The following is a 19814-nucleotide window of genomic DNA, read 5'->3' on the forward strand; positions in this document are numbered from 1 at the left end:
AGAGGCACTCGGCGAGATCCTCATCGCGGAATTCGCCGTCCACGCCTGGGACGTGGCGGTAGCCACCGGCCAACGTCTCGACGTGCCCGAGTCCTTGGCCAGGGCCATGCTCGGCACCTACTCGCGTGAGGCGCCTCGCATGCGGGGCGCCGGCCTCCTGGCCGACGAAGTGCCCCAGGACGTCCACGCGCCCCTGTTCGAGCGGAGTCTGGCACTCAGCGGCAGAAACCCGCGATGGAGTTCTCCGCGTGGTGGAGGCAGCGCGGGGTGCAACTGACGCCGGGTGGTCCGGCGGTCCCCCGCCGAGCTCGTCTCAGGCGTCCTGGCCGGCGCCCTGACGCCGGTCGTAGGCCGCGCGGGCTTCGTGTACCACGCTGGTCCGCTTCTCGGTCCAGGCGCACAGAGCCCTTGTCTCCTCGGCGAGTTCACCGCCCAGCTCGGTCAGGCTGTACAGCACCAGGGGCGGAGTCGACCTGGGGTCGACGGAACGCAGGACAAGGCCGTCCCGCTCCAGCGTCCGCAGGGTCTGGGACAGCATCTTGCGGCTGATACCGCCCAGCGAACGGTGCAGTTCGGAGTAGCGCTGAGCGCCGCCTTCGCGAAGACACACCAGCATGAGCAGAACCCACTTGTCCGCCAGGTCCACGAACACGTCACGGCTAGGGCAGAGCGCGTCAAGGACGTTCGGCCGGTTCGGGGCGCCGCTCAGTGATCGGTCTTCTACTGTCACAACCGGATCCTATACTATGCCCCCAAAGGGGTCCATGACCCCATCTGTGACATGGTCTCCATTGGAGATCAAGTCGGCCCGATCCACAGAGCCGAGGTCGCCCACGCGTCAGTCGACGGAGATCTCGGTGAGGTCGATGGAGATCAGGACCGGTTCCCTGAGAGCGCGACCGTCTTCCTGGGTGGGCACGATGTACCGGTGGGTGGGGAAGACCAGTCCCGACGCCGTGACGTGCTGTTCGGCGAAGTGTGCGGCGCTGGGGCTGCCGAGGACGTCGGGTGCGTAGTCCTGACGCCGCAGGAGGCCTTCGCTGTCGTAGTAGAAGACCTGTTCCGTGTTGTGCGTGGCGATGTCCTCGGGAAAGGCGGCGTGGAACCGTCGCCAGGTCGTACCGTCCTCCTGCCAGGGCTCCGCTTCCGTCAGCACCACGCCGGGGCGGGTGAGCAGGTAGGGGGCCGTGAGGTAGTTCCACATCGCGTAGCCCGCGAAGTAGAGCGCGTGCAGCTCGTCCCAGGGGGTGTCCGGGCCGTGGTCGGCGAAGGACTCGCGGGGCGCGGTGCGTTCGGCGACGACCTCGCCGTCCCGCTTCTCGATCGCGACGCGGCCGGGGGTGAACACCCCGCGCAGCTCCGGGCCGGTGAAGCCCTCGTAGACCAGATGCTGCCGCTGTACGTCGACGGTCATGTCGGCCTCGGCGAAGATCCCCTCCTGGCCGCGCATGGGCCACAGCAGCCCGCCCAGCGAGCCCTTGGCCCGGATGGTCCGAGCCTCCCGCCAGCGAGGGAGGCCGCCGTGGGCTTCGAGAACGAGATTCAGCAGGTCGCTCATGGGACGCCGTCCATTCGTGGGGAGTTGTGTTACGGGAGTTGTGTTACGGGAGTTCTGTCACGGATTTCTGTTACGGGAGTTCTGCTACGGGGGGCGGCCTGTCGATGTGTTGCCGACAGGCCGCCCGGCCCCCGGCCTACTGCCGCCAGGCCGCGACGAGGTTCTGCACCGGGTCGCCGCCTTCGCGTGCGAGGTAGAGGGCGCGTGAGCTGACCCAGAGGACGGTCGGGCCGACATGGTCCGGGTAGCGGTCGAGCATCGCCTGGAAGAACGCGTCCGAGGTGTCGTGCGCGGCCAGCGCGGCCTCGGCGTCGTCGAGGTAGCGGCGGGTCTCGGCGAGAAGGCGGGCGGCGTCGTCGTCGAGGTTCTCGTTCTGGTGGCTCGCCACGATGTGGCGCGGTGCCAGCGCGGCGACGGTGCCGATGGCCCTGCGCCAGGGGCCGAAGTCACCGTCGGTGGACTCTGCGAGGTAGACGTGGACGCCGTTGTAGATGACGTCGCCGGCCACCACGAGGCCGAGGTCCGGCACATGCACGACCGCGCTGTCGTCGCTGTCCGCGTGCCCCACCTCCACTATGTCGAGGTCGTGACCTTCGAGGGTGAGGCGGTTGCCGGGCGCCGCGACGGCCGTCACCGGGGACTCGGGGATCTGACCCGGCCACAGGACGTCCCAGAGGACCTCCCTGGCGTACACGTTGTTGTGCATCTGCGCGATGGTGGCCGCGGAGGTGATCACCTGGGCACCGAAGCGCTCGGCGAGCACACCGGCGGTGAACCAGTGGTCGCCGTGCCCGTGGGTGACGACGATGTGCGTCAGCCGCTTCCCGCTCGCCTCGACCCAGTCACCGACCGCCTGCGCCTGGTCGAGGGTGAGCGGTGGATCGACGAGTACGGCGTCCTGCGTGCCGTGGATCAGGGTGACCGCGATGGGCTGGAAGGTGCGGGGCTCTCCGTTGGGGAGCGGTCCGGGACCGGCCACGGGCAGCGGGTCCGCGACGAACACGTCGTAACCGAGGCCGGAGTTGATGCTGGTGGACATGATGTCTCCTGTCGATCAGTGCATGGGGTACGGCAGTTGGTGCGATGGTCGGCGTTGTCGACGGGGTGCTCACGCGCGGTCGAGGAACTCCTTGACGTCACCGGCGAACTCCTCGTGGTGCTGGAAGAGGAAGCCGTGCGCCGAGTCCGGGTAGATCTTGATCCGGGCGTCGGGGATGAGCCCGGCGAGCAGGTGGGAGTAGCGCGGGAGGATCATCGGGTCGCTGTCGCCGTTGGCAACGAACACCGGTGCCTGGATGGCGGTCACCCGCTCCAGGAGCGAGGAGTCGGGGATGCCCCAGGTGGTGACCGCGTCGTACTGCGCCTGGCGCGTCTGCCAGGTGGTGGGTGCGTCGAACTCGGCCCGGGTGAACATCCGCCCGAAGGCCTTCTCGCCTGCGGAGCGGCTCTCGGACGACTGGGTGTAGAAGACGTCCAGCACCTTGGCGGGAACGACCTCCGGCTCACCGACCGAGTCGATGACCCACTGCGCCCAGCCGTGCATGCCCGGCGCGCCCTGGGGTGCTGCCGAGGCGAGCACGAGACGCCGTACCAGCGTAGGCCGGATCAGCGCGATCTCCTGGGCCACGAAGGAGCCCAGGGAGAAGCCGAGGATGTCGGCCTGCGCCAGGTCCAGGGCGTCGAGGAAGGCGATGGCGTCCAGCGCCATCTGCGCGACCGTGCCGGGCGTGCTGCCGCTGGATCCGCCGACGCCGGTGTTGTCGAAGGCGATGACACGCCGGCCCTGCGCCAGGGCGTCGACCAGCGCCGGGTCCCAGTAGTCGAGGTTGCCCCGGAAGTGCATGAGCAGAACCAGCGGCACCCCGCCCTCGCCGACCTCGCGGTAGGCGTACTCGACGCCGTTGGCGGCGGACACCGTCTTGGCGGGCGCCTGTGCGTAGGTCTCCGTCATCGGACTCTCCCTTCAGGCCGGCCCCCACAGGAGCCGGGATGGATGCTCCGGCGCACAGAGACCGCTGGTCGGCCGCTGAGCGCCATCGATGTCCGGCGACCGATGTATATCGATCGCTTTACTTCGATGGCGATGAAGCTACTGCCTTCCTCGACAGATGTAAAGCGGTCGCTATACTTGCGGCCATGGAGACTGGGACAACGACCACCGGGACCGCCCGCAGCGGCGGACGCGGCGCGCGGGAGCGCATCCTGCGGGCGGCGGGCGAGCTCTTCTATGCGCGCGGTATCCACGCCACCGGCGTGGCAGCGCTGATCGAAGCCGCGCATGTGTCGCCGCGGACCTTCTATGTGCACTTCCCGACCAAGAACGCGCTGGTGGAGGAGTATCTGCGCCGGTTCGAGAAGGAGACGCCACTCCTCGCCGAAACAGAGCTGGAGCGCGGCGATCTGACGCCGGTCCAGCGGCTGTCGGCGATCTTCGCTCCGATCGACGGGGGCCCGGCCGCGGTCATCCGTGGCTGTCCGTTCCACAACGCCGTCGTCGAGGGCGCCGGAGAACTGCCCGAGATCGCCCACCTCGCGCAGCAGCACAAGCAGGCCTTCCGCGACCGCCTGGTGGCCACCGCCGCCGAGGCGGGAGCGGCCGACCCGGAGACCCTGGGCCGGCAACTGGCCGTGCTCTACGAGGGCGCCAACGCGCTCGCGGCCTCCAACAACGACGCGGAGGCCTTCACGGACGCCCGGCGAGCGGCCGAGACGCTGCTCGACGTGGCGTTGCAGACCACGCCCTGACCGGGCTTCGCGTCTGACACCGGGGGCCTGTCGTCAGGTGACGGAGACGTCCGTCAGATCGATGGTGATGAGGATCGGTTCGGACGCCGCGTGCCCGTCCTGCCCGACGGGCACGACGAACCTGTGGGTCGGGAAGACCAGTCCCGATACCTGCACATGCCGTTCGCAGAAGTGCGCGGCCGGTGCGCCGCCGAGGACGTCGGGCGCGTAGTCATGGCGGCGCAGCAGGCCGTCCGTGTCGTAGTGGAAGACCTGTTCCGTGGAGTGCGTGGCCAGGCCCTGGGGGAAGCGGGCTCGCAGCCGCCGCCGGTCCGCGTCCGCGTCCCCGTCCCCGTCCCCGTCCCGCCAGGGTTCCAGTTCCTCCACCACGACACCGGGACGTGTCAGCAGGTAGGGGGCGGTGAGGTAGTTCCACAGGGCGTAGCCCGCGAAGTACAGCGCGTGGAGCCGGTCCCAGGGGGTGTTCGGGCCATGACCGGCGAAGGCGTCGCGCGGGGCGCTCCGCTCGGCGACGACCTCACCGTCCTGTCGTTCGACCGCCACGCGGCCGGGTGTGAACAGCCCCCGCAGAGCGGGGCCGGTGAAGCCGTCGAACACCAGACGCTGCTGCTGTACGTCGACGGTCGCGTCGGTCGTGGCGAGGATTCCCTCCTGCCCCCGAAGGCTCCACAGGAGCCCGCCGATGGAACCTTCGGCGTGGATGGTCCGTGCGTCCTGCCATCTTTGCAGGCCGCCGTGGGCGTCGAGAACGAGATCGAGCAGAGTACTCATACGGCTTTCCTTCCCGAGACACGCGACTCCGGCGGGGACGTGGACACACCCGCCTCCACGGCGCAGCCGACGCCGTCTCTACGACCGCGGTCCGCGTCCGCGTCCGCGGCCCCGGTCCGGGGCCGTCGCGCTCTTCGCACCGGGCTGACGAGCACGACGGCTGCGGCTGCGGCTGCGGCTGCGGCTGCGACTGCGGCTGCGGCTGCGGCTGCGACTGCGGCTGCGGCTGCGGCTGCGGCTGCGGCTGCGGCTGCGGCTGCGGCTGCGGCTGCGGAATCAGAGATCGGGGTGTGGTGTCGGACGACCGTGGTCACGCGCCCACTGCGGCGAGCGACAGTTCCCACAGGCGCTCGGCGGCGTCCGGGTCGAGCGCGTACGGGGCCACGCCACCGGGGACGGATCCCACGGCCTCGGGCGTCAGCTTCTCCGCCTCGTTGTTGTCCTCGAAGTAGCGACCGCCGATGCCCTCCAGCCGGGGCGAGGTCGCGACCAGCACGCTCGTCGCGGCGCCCTGGGCGATCGTCTTGAACCGGAACGGCGCGCCCTGGATCGAGCCGGGTTCCCCGGCTGCCTCGGCAGCGCGCAGCTGTGCGGCCTGGTCGGGATCCATGTAGCGCGACAGGTTCGTCGACATGATCACGCCGGGGTGGACGGCGTTGGCGGTGATCCCGTCGGCTGCCCAGCGGTTGGTCGCCTCGACCGCGAAGAGAACGTTGGCGGTCTTGGACTGTCCGTAGGCGAGCCACGGGTCGTAGGGGCGGGCGGTGAAGTTGATGTCGTCGAAGTCGACGGGCGAGGCATGGTGGCCTCGTGAGCTCAGCGACACGATGCGTGCGTTGCCGGCGGCCGCGAGCGCGTCGTGCAGGCCGAGCGCGAGCGCGAAGTGCCCGAGATGGTTGGACGCGAACTGGAGTTCCCAGCCGTCCGGTGTGCGCTGGAGCGTGGGCAGTGCCATGACGCCGGCGTTGTTGACGAGGATGTGCAGGGGCCCGGACCAGGCGCTCGTGAAGGCGGTGAGCGACGCCTTGTCGGCGAGATCGAGTCGGCCGACATGGACGGCGTCGTTTCCGGTCTCCTTGCGGATCTCGGCCGCGGCCTGCTCTCCGGCGTCCGTGTTGCGGACCGCGAGGGTGACCGAGGCGCCGGCGCTCGCGAGGGCGCGGGCGGTCTCGGCACCGAGACCCGAGGCGGCGCCGGTGACGACCGCGTGCTTGCCGGTGAGGTCGATGCCTTGGATGACCTCGGCGGCCGTCGACTCTTCTCCGAAGGGGGTGTGGATGCGCTGAGTGGTTGTCATGACCTCAAGTCCTAGTCACTGGTCGGTTGTTCTGCCCTCACCGGAACGGGTGAGGAAGTCGCTTCGGCGGACCGGTGCAGGTACGCCAGGGAGCAGGCGGGAAGACTCACGCCCGGTGCTCGGGTTCGAGGACGAGCTTGCCGGTGTTCTGGCCGTTGAACAGGCGTCTGAGTGCGGCTGGGAAGGTCTCGATGTCGCCGTGCACCGTGTCCTCGACGCTCGTCGGCCTACCGGTGGCGAGCCAGTGCGACAACTGCGCGATGGCCTCGGGGTACTGGTGGGCGAATGCGGAAACCGCGACGCCTGCCATGGACACGCTCCGGTACAGGAGGGCCGGCTAGTTGTTCGGGCCCATGACCTCGCCGGCGTTGTCGTACTGGGAGATCGCCCCGCTGATGACGACCCGCGCGCCGCGGGCGAGGCGGGTGAGTGCCTGGTTGAGGATGTCTCCGCCGACGTTGTCGAAGAACACGTCGACGTTTCGGGGGGGGTACGGTCGCGCAGCTGGTCGGGAAAGTCGTCCCGTTTGCAGTCGATGGCGGTGCCGAACCCGAGCCGGTCGACGAGCATGCGCAGATCTGTCTCGGCCCGGAGGGCTGTCGTGCCGCGCACCGGGCCGGTCGGGCCATTGCTGACGCGACCCCGCCGCGGACCGGCAGTCCGGCCTCGCCCCGGGCGCCGGGGAGCCTGGCCGCTCCCCTCGGTACCGGCGGTGTGCGAGGCGTAGCGGATCGGCAGCGTGACGTCGGATGCGCGAGGTGGATGTCATGACTTCAAGTCCTATCCACATATCGCCCGTGTTTCCCTCACCTGAATAAGTGAGCCGGTCCGATACGGCTGGATGAGGGCGGTGTGCAGCAGTCCGAGCCGGGCGACCAGAAGCCCTGCCATGATCGCCGGCACTCCGAAGCTCAGGTAGACGGCCAGACAGACGGCCGCGAAGAGCCCGGCCCTCTGATGGGGTCGCGCGAGGGGGGTGATGGTGCGCAGGGCTCCGGAGAACGAGGCGCCCACGCCCACACCGCCGATGAGACCCCCCAGCCACAGCAGCGGGAGTGCCGCGGTGGCGACTCCGGCCATGTTGACCGCGGTGCCCACCAGCACACCCGCACCGCCGACGAAAATCGTGCGCCGCGGTGTGAGCCGGCCGAGTGAGAGGCCGGCCACGGCGGCGGCCGCGGGCTGGACGAAGACCGTGGCACCGTTCAGGAGACCGCTGTGCAGGCCCAGCAGGTAGCGGAGGATGGTGGGGACGAGCCCCATGAACAGTCCCGCCAGCATCCACGCGGCCATGTGCACGGGGATGCTCGCCACGAATTCACGGCGCGCCGCCCTGGGGACGGAAACGCATGGCACCAGGGAGCGCGCGGTTCCCGGCCGCGGAGACACCGTCTCGGCCGAGAACGCGACGACACCCGTGCCGACGGCCGTGATCACGGCGAGGGCCGTGAAGACCAGGGTGCTCGCATGGGCGCTGAACTGAACCGCCGCGCCGGTCAGGAGGGCACCCAGGCCCAGCCCGCCGGCGCCCGACGTGGTCGGACAGGGAACCCGTGACCAGCAGGGCAGCCAGCAGGCCCAGCGCGTTGGACGCGAAGGCGACCGTCAGTACCCACGCCGTGAAGGGGCGGGCCATCCGTCCTTTATGCCGATGACGCCCTGGGCGGCGTCCTGGTCTTCCGTCGCGAGAACCACGACTGCGCCTGCTGGGGAATCCCCTGAGCCAGATCGAGCAGGACGATCCACCGGTGGTGGAATCACATCGGGGCTGGATTCCCAGGCCACGTCCTGGTGGGCTCGGGCCAGGGCGGCGAAGGCCTGGACGAGTTCGCTGTCGGTGGGCAGTGGCCGGTGGGGGGCCAGGTCGGTACGAAGGAGGCCGGCCGGGACCCGGGCGTCGGCGGCGTCCGACGCGGGCCGGGTGATGCTCTGCTGCGGTCGCGGTCGCGCGGGCCGCTTCGACGCCACCGTCCTCGTTGCCGCGATCAACGAATGTCCGTGACGGCCGATGGTCGTTGACCGGCGCAGCCGGAGCTGCTGCTCACCTCTGCGATACCTCGTACGCCTCGCGGATGGTCGCAGGGATACGCCCACGGTCATTTACGAGATAGCCGTTGGCGCGTGCCCAGAGGCGTATCGGCTCGTCTTCCGGACGGGGGTCGAGCCTACGGGGTCCAGCAGATTCGCCGGGGCCTCTCCAGTCTCCCGAGGAGACCCCTTCCAGCCGGTCCGCTGCCTCTTGGAAGAAGGCGGCCAACGAGGCGAATACGCCCTCCTCGGGACCGTATGCTTCGGCCCACGTTCCGACGGTTCCGTTGAGCGTGTCCAAAAACGTCCCGTAGAGACCGTCCCGCTCCGCGGCGATCGGCACCCACTCACGACGCCAGAACGGACAGTCGAGGTCTGCGGACGGCTGCATCTCCTCCAAGCCCATCCGGCTGAGGTAGACCCGCTGAATATCCGTCAGGCCAAGCAGGAGGTGGCCGCCGGGGATGTCCACCTCGCACCCCAGCGCCACCAGACACGATGGGACGTCGGGTTCCCTGCCGGCATCGATGTCGTTCGCCAGCAGCCACTGCCGCATCTCCCCCGGCAGCTTCAGACCCATGCGCAGTTCGGCTGCGCCGATGGCCGCACAACTCCCCGGGCCGCCGAGCGCGGCGAGAGCTTCAGGGTCGTTCCGCTCAAGCCACGCGGTTACCCGGCCCCACGCCTCTCGAACATCTCCTGCCTCGCGCGTCGGAGTTTCGCTCATGCGTGATCTCCACCCCGGCACGCGGCGCACATACATGGAGCAGGCCCAACCGTATCGCCGACTCGCAGGGAGCATTGCCCGGTCTCCCGGACTGTGAAGGTGTCCTCTTGGCGAGGCGACGACCGCTGATGATCCATGCGAGAACCGTATGCGGGACCACTGACAGTGGCTGGCGCACTCGGATTCCGGAAGGCCCTGGCGGAGGTGTTGCCCGACGCCCGCCATCAGAGGTGCCGGGTTCACAAGACGGCCAATGTACTCAACGCCCTGCCGACGTACGGCACGAAGTGGCCCAAGGCTGCCAAGAAGATCACCGACGACGTCGACGAACTGCTCGCCTATTACGACTTGCCGGCCGAGTCGCCCTCGTGCGGGCCGGAGCTCGCTTCGAACGCGGTCGGCTCGTCGAACACCCCGAGGCTCACGCAGCCTGAATGACCGCAACCGATCGACTGCTCTGGATCTACGCCTCGCCAGGGCGATGACTTTGCCCGGTGCCTGAAGTCTTCCCCTTTGAGACTCCCGCCCCGATGGGGCGAGAAGCGGAGCATCCCCATGCCATGGAGGAGAGATGGAGGCCAGAATGAGCAATCCGATTCGGCTGTACATGTCGATGTCGCTCGACGGCTACGTCGCCGGTCCGGACGATCGACCGGGCCAGGAGCTCGGACGCGCCGGTGGACGGCTTTTCAACTGGCTCGACGACCGGGAATCCGACGGCCCCAGCGGACAGGTTCATCGCGAGGCGCTGGCGACCGGCGCGGTGATCTCCGGCCGTCGGACCTTCGAACTCGCCAGGCGTTGGCAGGGCGACCATCACGACGGTGTGCCGATCTTCGTCCTCACCCACCAGGTGGATGACGGGGACGTGCCACCCGGCCACGCGCGATTCGTCACCGACGTCGAGGACTGCGCCCGTCAGGCTCGCGCGGCCGCCGGGGACCGGCCGGTCATGGTCCATGGGGCGGGCGCGGCCCAAGCGCTCCTGCGAGCCGGGCACATCGACGAGATGGAGATCCACCTGGTTCAGGTCCTCCTCGGGGAGGGACGACGACTGTTCGACCACCTGGGCAGTGATCACATCGAACTCGACCTTGTCCGACGGCTCGACGATCGAGACGTCACGCACCTGCGCTACCGGGTGCGTCGACCCGAGGAGGCCGCGTGAAGACGCTCTTCGTCTCCTACCGTGTCACCGACCTGGACCGCTCGCTCGGTTTCTACACCGCCCTGGGCTACGTCGAGCTGGGCAGGGTCCAGGGCGGCGACGCGGGTCACCTCGTGATCCTCAAGTTCCCCGGCGAACCGGCGGCCTCGCTCGAACTGGTCCACCGCCCCGTCGGCGGACGCGTCGACGTGGGCACCGGTTTCGACCACCTCGCGATCCAGGTGGACACACTGGCCGCCACCCTGGAGCGGCTGACCGACGCCGGCCTGGAGCCGGGACCTGTCCAGTACCCGGGCGGCGCTCACGGCCCGAAGACGTCGTGGCTCACCGACCCGGACGACTACCGGATCGAGTTGGTGGAGTGGCCGCCTGGACACCCAGACGGCATCACCGCCGCGGACTTCTCCTGAGTGGTCCGGTGAGCGGAGTCAAGAAGCTTCGCTTCGGCACGGCACGGCGCAGCCCGAGGCGGCATCCCCACCCCATCCACAGGTCTTGACAATTGCTCAACGAGTTTCTGCAGACCAACTACCGTACACAGCCGCGCATCCGCCGCTCAGTTCGGAATCGCGGGTGTACTCGGCGATGGACGCCGTGACAGTGCGCCGACTGACCGGGGCCACCGCCGCGGCCTGGCGCAGCGCATGACCGACGGGGAGCTGACGCTGGGGGCGGTGCCGGCACGGCTGGAAGAGCGCACCGGCTCGCTCAGCGCCCACTGTCCCAGGTCGGTCTTGTAAGGCCATGCGGCCACCACACGGACACCTGCCCCATCCGCCCAGCACGGGACAGGACGGCAAGGCGACGCTCAGCGTGTGGCAGATTGCGCCGATGACGAGCGGCCCTGGCCGGTGCGAAGCTGTCGTAGACATGTCGTAGCGTCACGTCAGCGATGTCGGCGGGTGGTTTTGTGAAGGCAGGGTCAGCCGGCATGCTCGTCGCCGCCTCGGTGCAGGACTCGTCGGCGTCGACAGCGCGCGGTGTCGTGACCTTGGCGCTGTTCGTGGTGGGCCTGGTGGTGATGGTCTCGGGATTCATCATCGGTGAGGACTCCGCGGACAGCGATCGCGTGTGGCTGGTGTGGCTCTGGTGTGGGTTGTTGATGATCGGGGCGGCGATCGCGCTCGTCTCCCTCGTCGTCGCCTTCTGGTACGTGGTCGTCTGCGCCGGGGGCGCCCTGATCCTGGCGGTCCTGCGGGGGCTGGTCCTGCTGTTGGAACTCGCCCTCGAACTTGTCGGAGACAGTCCGTTGCCCTACGGCCTGAGCGGGATCGGCGTTGGCGTCGTCTGCCTTGCCGGGGCCGTCTTCAGTGCCGTGACGGGTCACCCCTGGCTGGCGCTGATCGGACTCGCCGCCACCACAACAGTGATCGGTACGGCCGCCGGAGTGATCCTCCAAGAAGGCCGTTTCGAGCTGACACCGGGCCAGGCGACGATCGTCTTGACGGTCGGAATGCTCGTGACCCTGCCCGGCGGTCTTGCCCTGCTCGTTCTCGGACCGCTCGTCGCGCTGACCGCGTCCGGGGGCGCCGTTGACCGAGTGTTCGACGGCGGGATCATCGCCGTCCTCGGGGGGTGCGGGATCTGGGCCTCCGCGCAACTCTCCCGCCTCAACGGCTGGTACCACGAGACCAGGTGAAGTGACCTGGCGGAACCTGCGGTCGCGACATCGGTGCCCGTAGCTTGGCACGAATTCCTGTCGTGCATGACTCGGACACAGGTTCCCACGGTGTCGAGCCCAGCACGTCGAACAGCCAACCCCTGAAGGTGACTGCGCACTTCCGGCCTGTGCAGCAGGCTCGGATCCCGGCCCTCGCCACCGCACGGCCACGAAGTGTGCAGCGGGACAGCGAACTCCAGGCGGATCAGGTCCGGATCCGCCGTGCGCAGGGCCGCCGATGGCCGGTTTCGGTCCCTTGCCCGGTGTTTCTGATGAGCCATACATTTTGAGCAGTTGCTCAATCTGATCGGTCAGTCGAAGAGGTGCAGCGTGGCCAGAGCCGGCGGGAAGCGGTCGATCGAGCCGTCTGGGAACACCGGTTCGGCAGTGACGCGAGCGGCGCTGGTCGCAGGAGCTGTCGCCGCACTGCGCGAGGAGGGTTTCGCCGGGGCCAGCGCGCGGGAGATCGCCCGGCGCGCCGACTGTCAGCAGTCGCTGATCTTCTATCACTTCGGTTCGGTGGCCAAGCTGCATCTGGCGGCACTGGACGCGGTCAGCGATGCACGCAACGCGCGCTACCGGGCAATGGTCGACGAGTCCGAGAGCATCGGCGACCTGGTTCGGGCCGCCAGGGCGGTCTTCGACGAGGACCTGGACCAGGGGCACGTGACCGTGCTCGTCGAGATGATCGCCGCCGCCCAGTTCACCCCCGAGCTCCGCCCGGAAGTCGCCGCTCGGATTCGCCCGTGGCGCACCTTCGCCGCCGACAGCGTCCGCGAGGCACTCGCGGGCTCTCCCGCCGCTCGGCTACTGCCCCCCGAAGAACTCGCCCACGCGATCGTGGCCCTGTACCTGGGCCTGGAGATGCTCGCCGGCCTCGAAGGCGAACGCAAGCCCGCACTGGCCCTGTTCGACCGCGCCGGGAAAATCGCCTCCCTTCTCGACATCTTCAAACGAAAGAAGAAGGCATGACCAGCAACAGACGCGCCTGGCTGCTCTTCACCGGATGGCTTCTGACGGGAGCCTGCTACCTGCTCGCCCTCCTCACGGCCCTGTCGTTCGGGATCTTCATCCTGCCGATCGCCGTGGCCGGCACCGTCGCACTGGCCACCCGTCGGGACACCCAACGGAGCCTGCCCGGTCTGCTGTCGGGCGCGAGCCTGCCCCTGTTCCTGCTCGCCTACCTCAACCGGCACGGCCCCGGAACCTACTGCACCACCTCGGCCGGCGGCAGCAGTTGCACCGACGGCCTGCTCAACCCGTGGCTCCTGCTGGCTGTCGGCCTGCTCGTCCTCAGCGCCGGACCTGCACTGTTCCTCAGGATTCGGCGACACCCGGTGAACAGCGCCGTGCCGAGACCCTCCGAGTAAACGAGACAAGCAGGCCGATCACGCCCGACTCTCCTGCCGGCACACCCCTCACACATTCAGGTGAGAGAACGGAATCGCCGCCCAAGATAACTTCGCGTTGCCCGGTGCCGATTGGCTCGGTACGACGCCGTCCATGACAAGAGGCAAGACCAGATGACCAAGAGTGACGAATCATTCATGACCGTCGAAGAGGCGCGCAGGATCTCCGCCCCGCTCTACGAGGCGCTGAACAAACCGAGCGAGAAGAATGTGTCGGAACTTCTGGCTCAGGCGTGCAACGACGACTATCACTCGTATCACACAAATCAGGAATTCCTGACGCGTGACCAGTTGGCCGACGTGTTCAGGTCCATGGGTGAGACCGTGCCCGATCTGGCATGGGAGGTGGTCGACATCCATGTGGTCGACGACACGATGATCGTGCGTGGAGAAGCGACCGGGACGCCGGTCAAGGAATTCTGGGGCGCCGCTCCGACCGGCAAGTCCTTCAGGACGATGGCGATTGACGTGTTCACCGTCCGCGACGGAAGGCTGGCGAAGGGCTACCACATCGAGAACTGGGCGACGGCGCTCCAACAACTCAACGCCTGACAGAGAGTTGTGATCGCCGCAACGACGGGACAGGGAAGCCTCGATGGAGATGGCGGCAGGGGCGATCAGCTTCCAGGCAGGCGCCGACGGGCGGCTCGCAGTCGCGCCACCCCTGTCGTCTCGGGCACCGAAGACCGCCCACACATCCGATGCATTGCTACGGATTTGCCTACATGAGAGCCGTCCCTCTCGCATCATGCGACGTACGACCCGTTGACAGCACCGAGCATGGGCTGCCAGGTTGACCCCATTCATCGGATGTCTTGGTCTCTCCTACGGGCATGCCCGTGGCTCGACGGATCCCGGAGCGGTCATGAAATGGCTGGCGTCTGCGCGCAAGATCCTCGGTTCTGTCCTCGCCCTCGGGCTCGCCGGCACGGGAGTGCTGGGCATGTCGGCAAGCCCGGCGCTGGCCGCCACCCCATCGGTGCTGTGGACAGCGCCCGACGGCCACGGCACGGCGTGCACATCAAGGCATCCCTGTTCCCTGACCACGGCGCAGGCCGAGGTACGCGCGCTTGAGCACGCCCGTGAACCGGTGAGCCCCAGGGTCGAACTCCTGGACGGCACTTACCGGTTGAGCAGGACGTGGAAGTTCGGAGCGGAGGACTCCGGCAGGCCCGGGCGCCCCGTGGTGTGGGAGGCCGCGCCCGGGGCCCACCCGGTCGTCTCCGGCGCCTCCCGGGTCAGCGCCTGGAATGAGGTGGGGAGTTCCGGTGTGTGGGCCGCACACGTGCCCCACCCCAGCGCCACCCGCCAGCTCTACGTGGACGGCAGGCAGGCCCCCATCGCCCAGGCCACCCCGGCGGCCCTGCACTTCACGGGCGACTGGGCCGGGTCGGCCACAGGGTACGACCTGTCCGACGACGCCGCGGCACTCGCCTGGTTCGCCCACCTCACGCCCGCCCAGCTGGCACAGGTCGAGTTCGACTACCCCGCGGGCAACGGCGCGTGGACCGACTCCCAGTGCGGGGTCGCAGGGATGTCCGGCAGCACACTGGTCATGGACCAGCCCTGCTGGACCGACATCACCGACATCGCCCCGTTCAGCCAGGGCACCGGCGGCCTGCCGTCGATGTCCACCTCACAGCTGCCGGCCACGATCCGCGGCGCCCGCAGCCTTCTGGCACCCGGTCAGTGGTTCCTGGACGGCGCCTCCGACACGCTCTACTACACGCCCGAGAGCGGTCAGCGGATGGCCGGCCTGGACGTGGAACTGCCCCGGCTGGAGAAGCTGGTGCAAGGTGCCGGCAGCCTGGCCGAGCCCCTGCACGACATCACCTTCGCGGGCCTGCAGTTCTCGTACGCCACCTGGAACGCCCCCTCCACACCCGTGGGCTTTGCCGACGTGCAGAGCAACCTGCACCGAACCGGCGCCGGCAACCAGGGGCTGTGCACCTTCTCCGACCCCGCCGGCAGCTGCCCGTGGGGCGCACTCACCCAGCCCCTCGCCAACGTCGCCTTCAGCGGGGCCAGTCATGTGACGATCACCGGCAACCGGTTCGTCGCTCTCGGGGGCGCCGGACTGAGTTTCATGTACGGCGGTTCGCACAACGTCATCGACGGCAACGAGTTCACCTCGATCGCCTCCACGGCGCTGTCACTCGGCTGCACGTACGATCCGACTCCCACCGCCACCCCGGCCTCGGTGATCAAGGACAACTGCACCCCTGACCCGAAGACAGTGCAGGCCGACCAGGTCGGGACGAACGAGATCCTGGACCACACCACGGTCTCGAACAACGTGATCCACGAGGTCGGCACCGACTACCGCTCCGCCTGCGGCATCACGCTGCTGTTCAGCCGCCACACCACGATCACGCACAACGAGCTCTACGACCTGCCGTACACCGGGATCACCGCGGGTGTCATCCAGGGCCACGTCGACGAAGCCGACCACCCGCAGAACTCGACCAACATCAACGCCGACAACACGATCAGCGACAACCTGATCTTCGACGTCATGCAGGTTCTCGACGACGGCGGCGCGATCTACATGGAAGGCCACCAGGCGCGGTACGTCCGCCAGGCCGACGGCACCGTCGACGCGACGGCCACCCTGGCCCACGGCCTGCACGTCACCGGCAACGTGGTCTACAACGACGGCTCACGCTACAACGCCTTCTACGACGACGCCGGTTCGGAGTGGATCAGCTTCAGCGGCAACGTCGAGTTCCACCCGCTGGCCGCACTCGGCGCCCAGGGCGGCTGCTCGGCCACAGGCCACTTCTGGGTCACCGGCAACTACTTCTCCGACCCCGCGGGCAGCTACATCTGCACCCAGCCGATCGACTCCAACGTCAGCGGCAACACCGCCATCCCCGCATCCCCGGGCCCGGACGACATCCCCGTCCCTCTCCTCGCCCGGGCGGGCGTCACCGGCGGACACCGGTCGCTGGTGGGCGGACTCACCCTCGAAGCGAGCTACGTTTCCGCGCCCACACCAGTGACCGCCGGCTCGTCGACCGAACGGGTCCTCATCGCCGGTGCCGGCTTCTCGCCCAGCACCCCGGTGTACTTCGGCGACCGGCGCGCAACCGATGTCCAGCGGATCTCATCCGGCTTCCTGATCGCCACGGTACCGACCGGAGCCGACGGCAGGGACGTCACCGTCGGCACCTACGTACCCCGTCCGGTCATCACTGCCCCCACGGGCGGCACCACCGGCCTGCGCGACACCTTCACGGTGCGCGGTACAGCGGTGGCCGGCAACACGGTCGCGGTCACGGACAGCCCGGACCAAGCAGGCTGCACCGCAACCGCCGCCCCCGACGGCACCTGGTCGTGCAGCCTCACCGAGGCCTCACCCGGCCGGCAGGCCCTGACTGCCACGCAGTCCACGCAGTCCGGCAAGGGCGGGGCCGCCACCTCCAAGCCGTCGGCGGCCGTCCTCGTCTACGTCGGCACCCCGCCGACCGCAGCACGCCTCAACGACACCGATCCGTCGATCGTCTACGACAGCTGGGACTACCTGGGAAGCCGCGGCTACGGCGACCACGACGACGACGTCCACTACGCGACGACCGACGGCAGCAGCATCACGTACACGTTCATCGGCACCGGGATCAAGGTCTTCGGTGAAGAGTTCACCGATCAGGGCAGGATCGGCGTCTCGATCGACGGCGGACCCGCCACCGTGGTCGACACGGTGCCGGCCGACGGTGCGCGCCACACCGATGCCGCCGTCTACAGCAGCACCGCCCTCACCGCCGGTGTCCACACCATCATTGTCACCAAGCTCTCGGGCACCTACGCCACCTTCGACGGCTTCGAAATCGACAACCCCGCCTCCCAGTGACCACTGGTAGAGGTCTGCCGCGCGGGCCGTCGCTGCCTCGACGTGCTGCGCGGCCAGGCGCCGTCCGCCTGCGGGCAGGTCAGTGCGCGAGCTGGGTTGACCGCCGGGATCCGGTGGATCCGCCGGAGGACGCCTGAGACTTCCTGGTCGACCGGTCCATCAGGAAGAGTCCGATGACGGCGACGAGCGCGAAGGTTGCCGGTATGAGGAAGACATGGGGCAGACCGACCGCCGCGACTCCCAGTCCTCCGGCGGATCCTCCCAGCGCGGAGCTGAGCGCGGTGGAGCTCATGAAGATCGCGGAAGCGGTGGCCACGGCGCTGGGGAGAAGGCGCTGGGCCATGATGATCCCGAGCGCCGCGAAGACTCCCCACACCCCGCCCATGAGGATCTGCCCGGCGAAGAGTCCGGGCGTGCTGCCGGTGGTGGCGAAGCAGATGTTGGCGGCGACGCCGAAGCCGGCCGCGACGACCATGAGCCGCATCATCCCGATCCTTCGGGCGGCCAGGACAGCGCATGGCATCAGCACCAGTTCCACCAGCGGCTGGATGCCGATGATCGCGCCTTCGGTCCCGGAGGAGAGGTGCAGGCGCTCGATCATATAGATAGGCAGATATGCGTATTTGATTGGTTCGCCGGCATACACGAACACGTACAGCGCCGTGAACAGCAGCAGCGGTCGCATCGTCCGCATCTTCGTCCGAAGGAGGGCATCCGGCTGCACCACTTCCGGCGACCGGCTCGGGGGCGCCGGTTTCGACGGCGTCCGGAGCACGCCCAGCGGAACGAGCTGCATCAGGGCGCAGAGCGCGGTGGCGGCCAGCATCGATCGCAGTCCGAAGCGGGCCGAGAGGACGGCTCCGGCGGACGGGCCGACGATCCATCCGGCGGTCAGTGCCATCCGAACGACGGAGACCACCCCGTCACCGGCCGCGCTGGGGCGGACGCTCAGTTCGTCGTGGATGGCGGCGAAGATCTGGGAGGCTGCGCCACCGGCGAAGCCGAGGACGACGGCGCTGATGACGAACGGCATCCACAGCTGCGTCGCGCAGGCGATGCCCGCCCAGCCAAGGAAGCCCGCGACAGCGCACGCGCGAAACAGCCCGAGCCGTCCTCCGGTGCGGTCCGAACGCGCACCGACCAGGTAGCCGGCCACCGGCGCGGTCAAGTTGGTGAGGTAGAACAGGCCGGCGGTGGTCAGCGAGCCGCCCAGCTCCTTGGTCAGGAACAGCGCGATCTGCGGCGCGGCCGCGGACTGTCCCAGCCCCGCCAGGAACAGGGCGACTGTCGCGCCGCGGTACAGGGGCGAGGCCAGGACCAGTCGGAGTGCGGAGTCCCGTGCCGCCGGCTCGCCGGCCACCGCCCCCGTGACCACGTCTTCGATGGAACCCGGCTGCTGCCCGAGGTCGTCATGGTGGCTCATGTGCCGGCCGATGTCCTCCCTGCGGGCGTTCCGGCGCCCGCCTCGTCCAAGAATGTTTCCGACGGATGCGGGCATCGGCCCGCCGCTTCCAACGCGGCCACGGCATCCACGTCCAGGTCCCCAGCGGTGCCTCGCCTCGTCTCAACCGCAGCCCCGTCACCGGCGACCCACCGCCACCGCGACCGAGTTGGGGCATACCCCGGACTTTGCCGCCGGTCGACGGCGGACTCCAGCCGTGCATGAGGGGCGTTGCCGCTGAGGTAGCTGTTGCCGGTGTCGAGATTGAGGGTCAGCACCGGCTGCCCATCGGCTTCGCGGGCCGGTCGAGCCGCTCTGGAGTGGCGGCGCACTCCCCGTGGATCTCGATCGCCACGGCGATGCCGCGCGGTTCCGCGACCAGCTCCTCGTCAGACTGTCTTGACGACGGTACTCGTGCCCTCGAGCGCGGCGACTTCCTCGGCGGGCGCCGTGGAGTCGGTGACGAGGGTGTGCAGGAGCGCGGAAGGGCCGACGTAGGCGTAGGCGGTGCGGCCGAGTTTGCTGCCGTCCGCAGCGCCGATGATGCGGCGTGCGGAGGCGATGCTCGCCTTCTTCACCGCCGCGTCATCGAGGTCGTAGGCGGTCACGCCCTCGGCTGCGCTCACGCCGCAACAGCCGATGACCGCGGTGTCGAAACGCAGCGCCGACAAGGAGGCGAGCGTGAGGGGGCCGGTGAGGGCTCCCTCGGCGGCGCGGGGCCGTCCGCCGGGCACCATCAGCGTGGTCGGGCCCGGCGTCTCGCCGAACAGGTGGATGGCCTGCAGGGACAGGGGCATCACCGTGACCGGCCGTTGACGCAGGAGGCGGGCCACCTCCAGGCAGGTGGTGCCGCTGTCCAGGACGACGGTCTCGCCGTCGGTGATGAGCGAGGACACCTCGGCCGCGATCCGGCGCTTGGCCTCTACGGCCTCGCGGGCGCGCAGCGCGAAGGGCGGCTCCTCGCCCCTGAGCAGCAGGGTGCGCGCTCCGCCCCGGATGCGTTCGAGAACGCCCTGCGCGGCCAGCGTGTCGAGGTCGCGTCGGATGGTCATCTCCGAGGCACCGGTCAGCTCGGCGAGGTCCTGGACGGTGGCGCTGCCCGACTCCCTGAGGGCCTGGGCGATCAGCCCGTGCCGGTCTGTGTTGGTCATACCGCGATT

The 19814-nt window shown here is 69.0% G+C and carries 20 protein-coding genes and 1 pseudogene; 9 read left to right on the forward strand and 12 right to left on the reverse strand.

Annotated features, from left to right (window positions below):
* Nucleotides 1–313: 313 nt before the first annotated feature.
* The 4 genes from ACFWPS_RS12515 to ACFWPS_RS12530 form a co-directional block, all read right to left on the reverse strand.
* Nucleotides 314–652: a winged helix-turn-helix transcriptional regulator gene (locus tag ACFWPS_RS12515; protein ID WP_383703958.1), complete on the reverse strand. Its 339-nt coding sequence runs from the start codon at nt 650–652 to the stop codon at nt 314–316.
* 186 nt (nt 653–838) lie between these two features.
* The gene (locus tag ACFWPS_RS12520) at nt 839–1558 is read right to left on the reverse strand and encodes a hypothetical protein (protein WP_383703960.1); all 720 of its coding nucleotides are present in this window, start codon (nt 1556–1558) and stop codon (nt 839–841) included.
* A 136-nt stretch (nt 1559–1694) separates the two neighbouring features.
* On the reverse strand, nt 1695–2597 hold the full coding sequence (locus tag ACFWPS_RS12525) for an MBL fold metallo-hydrolase (RefSeq protein ID WP_383703962.1): 903 nt from the start codon (nt 2595–2597) through the stop codon (nt 1695–1697).
* A gap of 69 nt (nt 2598–2666) precedes the next feature.
* Nucleotides 2667–3509 (reverse strand): alpha/beta fold hydrolase, encoded by an 843-nt coding sequence (locus ACFWPS_RS12530; protein ID WP_383703965.1) that lies wholly within the window; start codon nt 3507–3509, stop codon nt 2667–2669.
* A gap of 185 nt (nt 3510–3694) precedes the next feature.
* On the opposite strand from ACFWPS_RS12530, the gene ACFWPS_RS12535 reads away from it, so the two are divergent.
* On the forward strand, nt 3695–4303 hold the full coding sequence (locus ACFWPS_RS12535) for a TetR/AcrR family transcriptional regulator (RefSeq protein WP_383703967.1): 609 nt from the start codon (nt 3695–3697) through the stop codon (nt 4301–4303).
* 33 nt (nt 4304–4336) lie between these two features.
* Here ACFWPS_RS12535 and ACFWPS_RS12540 read toward each other — a convergent pair whose 3' ends face one another.
* The 6 genes from ACFWPS_RS12540 to ACFWPS_RS12565 form a co-directional block, all read right to left on the reverse strand.
* A complete protein-coding gene (locus ACFWPS_RS12540) occupies nt 4337–5074 on the reverse strand; it encodes a hypothetical protein (protein WP_383703969.1) in 738 nt (245 codons plus the stop codon).
* Nucleotides 5075–5384: 310 nt separating this feature from the next.
* Entirely contained in the window at nt 5385–6371 is a 987-nt protein-coding gene (locus ACFWPS_RS12545; protein ID WP_383703971.1) for an SDR family NAD(P)-dependent oxidoreductase, read from the reverse strand.
* Between the two features lie 106 nt (nt 6372–6477).
* A complete protein-coding gene (locus tag ACFWPS_RS12550) occupies nt 6478–6681 on the reverse strand; it encodes a hypothetical protein (protein WP_383703973.1) in 204 nt (67 codons plus the stop codon).
* A gap of 27 nt (nt 6682–6708) precedes the next feature.
* Nucleotides 6709–6843 (reverse strand): hypothetical protein, encoded by a 135-nt coding sequence (locus tag ACFWPS_RS12555; protein ID WP_383703975.1) that lies wholly within the window; start codon nt 6841–6843, stop codon nt 6709–6711.
* A gap of 308 nt (nt 6844–7151) precedes the next feature.
* On the reverse strand, nt 7152–7685 hold the full coding sequence (locus ACFWPS_RS12560) for a hypothetical protein (RefSeq protein ID WP_383703977.1): 534 nt from the start codon (nt 7683–7685) through the stop codon (nt 7152–7154).
* A 727-nt stretch (nt 7686–8412) separates the two neighbouring features.
* The gene (locus ACFWPS_RS12565) at nt 8413–9126 is read right to left on the reverse strand and encodes a histone-like nucleoid-structuring protein Lsr2 (protein WP_383703979.1); all 714 of its coding nucleotides are present in this window, start codon (nt 9124–9126) and stop codon (nt 8413–8415) included.
* Between the two features lie 171 nt (nt 9127–9297).
* On the opposite strand from ACFWPS_RS12565, the pseudogene ACFWPS_RS12570 reads away from it, so the two are divergent.
* The 8 genes and pseudogenes from ACFWPS_RS12570 to ACFWPS_RS12605 form a co-directional block, all read left to right on the forward strand.
* Nucleotides 9298–9399, forward strand: a pseudogene (locus tag ACFWPS_RS12570) (transposase); the annotation flags it as partial.
* A 310-nt stretch (nt 9400–9709) separates the two neighbouring features.
* Nucleotides 9710–10294: a dihydrofolate reductase family protein gene (locus ACFWPS_RS12575; RefSeq protein WP_383703981.1), complete on the forward strand. Its 585-nt coding sequence runs from the start codon at nt 9710–9712 to the stop codon at nt 10292–10294.
* Nucleotides 10291–10704 (forward strand): VOC family protein, encoded by a 414-nt coding sequence (locus tag ACFWPS_RS12580; RefSeq protein ID WP_383703983.1) that lies wholly within the window; start codon nt 10291–10293, stop codon nt 10702–10704. Before ACFWPS_RS12575 ends, ACFWPS_RS12580 begins: the two co-directional genes overlap by 4 nt.
* Nucleotides 10705–11225: 521 nt before the next feature.
* Nucleotides 11226–11933 (forward strand): hypothetical protein, encoded by a 708-nt coding sequence (locus tag ACFWPS_RS12585; RefSeq protein WP_383703985.1) that lies wholly within the window; start codon nt 11226–11228, stop codon nt 11931–11933.
* 315 nt (nt 11934–12248) lie between these two features.
* On the forward strand, nt 12249–12926 hold the full coding sequence (locus ACFWPS_RS12590) for a TetR/AcrR family transcriptional regulator (RefSeq protein WP_383703987.1): 678 nt from the start codon (nt 12249–12251) through the stop codon (nt 12924–12926).
* Nucleotides 12923–13324 (forward strand): hypothetical protein, encoded by a 402-nt coding sequence (locus ACFWPS_RS12595; RefSeq protein WP_383703989.1) that lies wholly within the window; start codon nt 12923–12925, stop codon nt 13322–13324. The genes ACFWPS_RS12590 and ACFWPS_RS12595 overlap by 4 nt, the downstream gene beginning before the upstream one ends.
* A 177-nt stretch (nt 13325–13501) precedes the next feature.
* Nucleotides 13502–13915 (forward strand): ester cyclase, encoded by a 414-nt coding sequence (locus ACFWPS_RS12600; RefSeq protein ID WP_383703991.1) that lies wholly within the window; start codon nt 13502–13504, stop codon nt 13913–13915.
* A 313-nt stretch (nt 13916–14228) separates the two neighbouring features.
* The gene (locus ACFWPS_RS12605) at nt 14229–17213 is read left to right on the forward strand and encodes a hypothetical protein (RefSeq protein ID WP_383703993.1); all 2985 of its coding nucleotides are present in this window, start codon (nt 14229–14231) and stop codon (nt 17211–17213) included.
* Between the two features lie 79 nt (nt 17214–17292).
* Here ACFWPS_RS12605 and ACFWPS_RS12610 read toward each other — a convergent pair whose 3' ends face one another.
* Both ACFWPS_RS12610 and ACFWPS_RS12615 read right to left on the reverse strand, forming a co-directional pair.
* Entirely contained in the window at nt 17293–18636 is a 1344-nt protein-coding gene (locus tag ACFWPS_RS12610) for an MFS transporter (protein WP_383703995.1), read from the reverse strand.
* Between the two features lie 407 nt (nt 18637–19043).
* A complete protein-coding gene (locus ACFWPS_RS12615) occupies nt 19044–19805 on the reverse strand; it encodes a DeoR/GlpR family DNA-binding transcription regulator (protein ID WP_383703997.1) in 762 nt (253 codons plus the stop codon).
* Between the last annotated feature and the right edge of the window lie 9 nt (nt 19806–19814).

The organism is Streptomyces sp. NPDC058457, assembly GCF_042720695.1.
Lineage (GTDB): Bacteria > Actinomycetota > Actinomycetes > Streptomycetales > Streptomycetaceae > Streptomyces.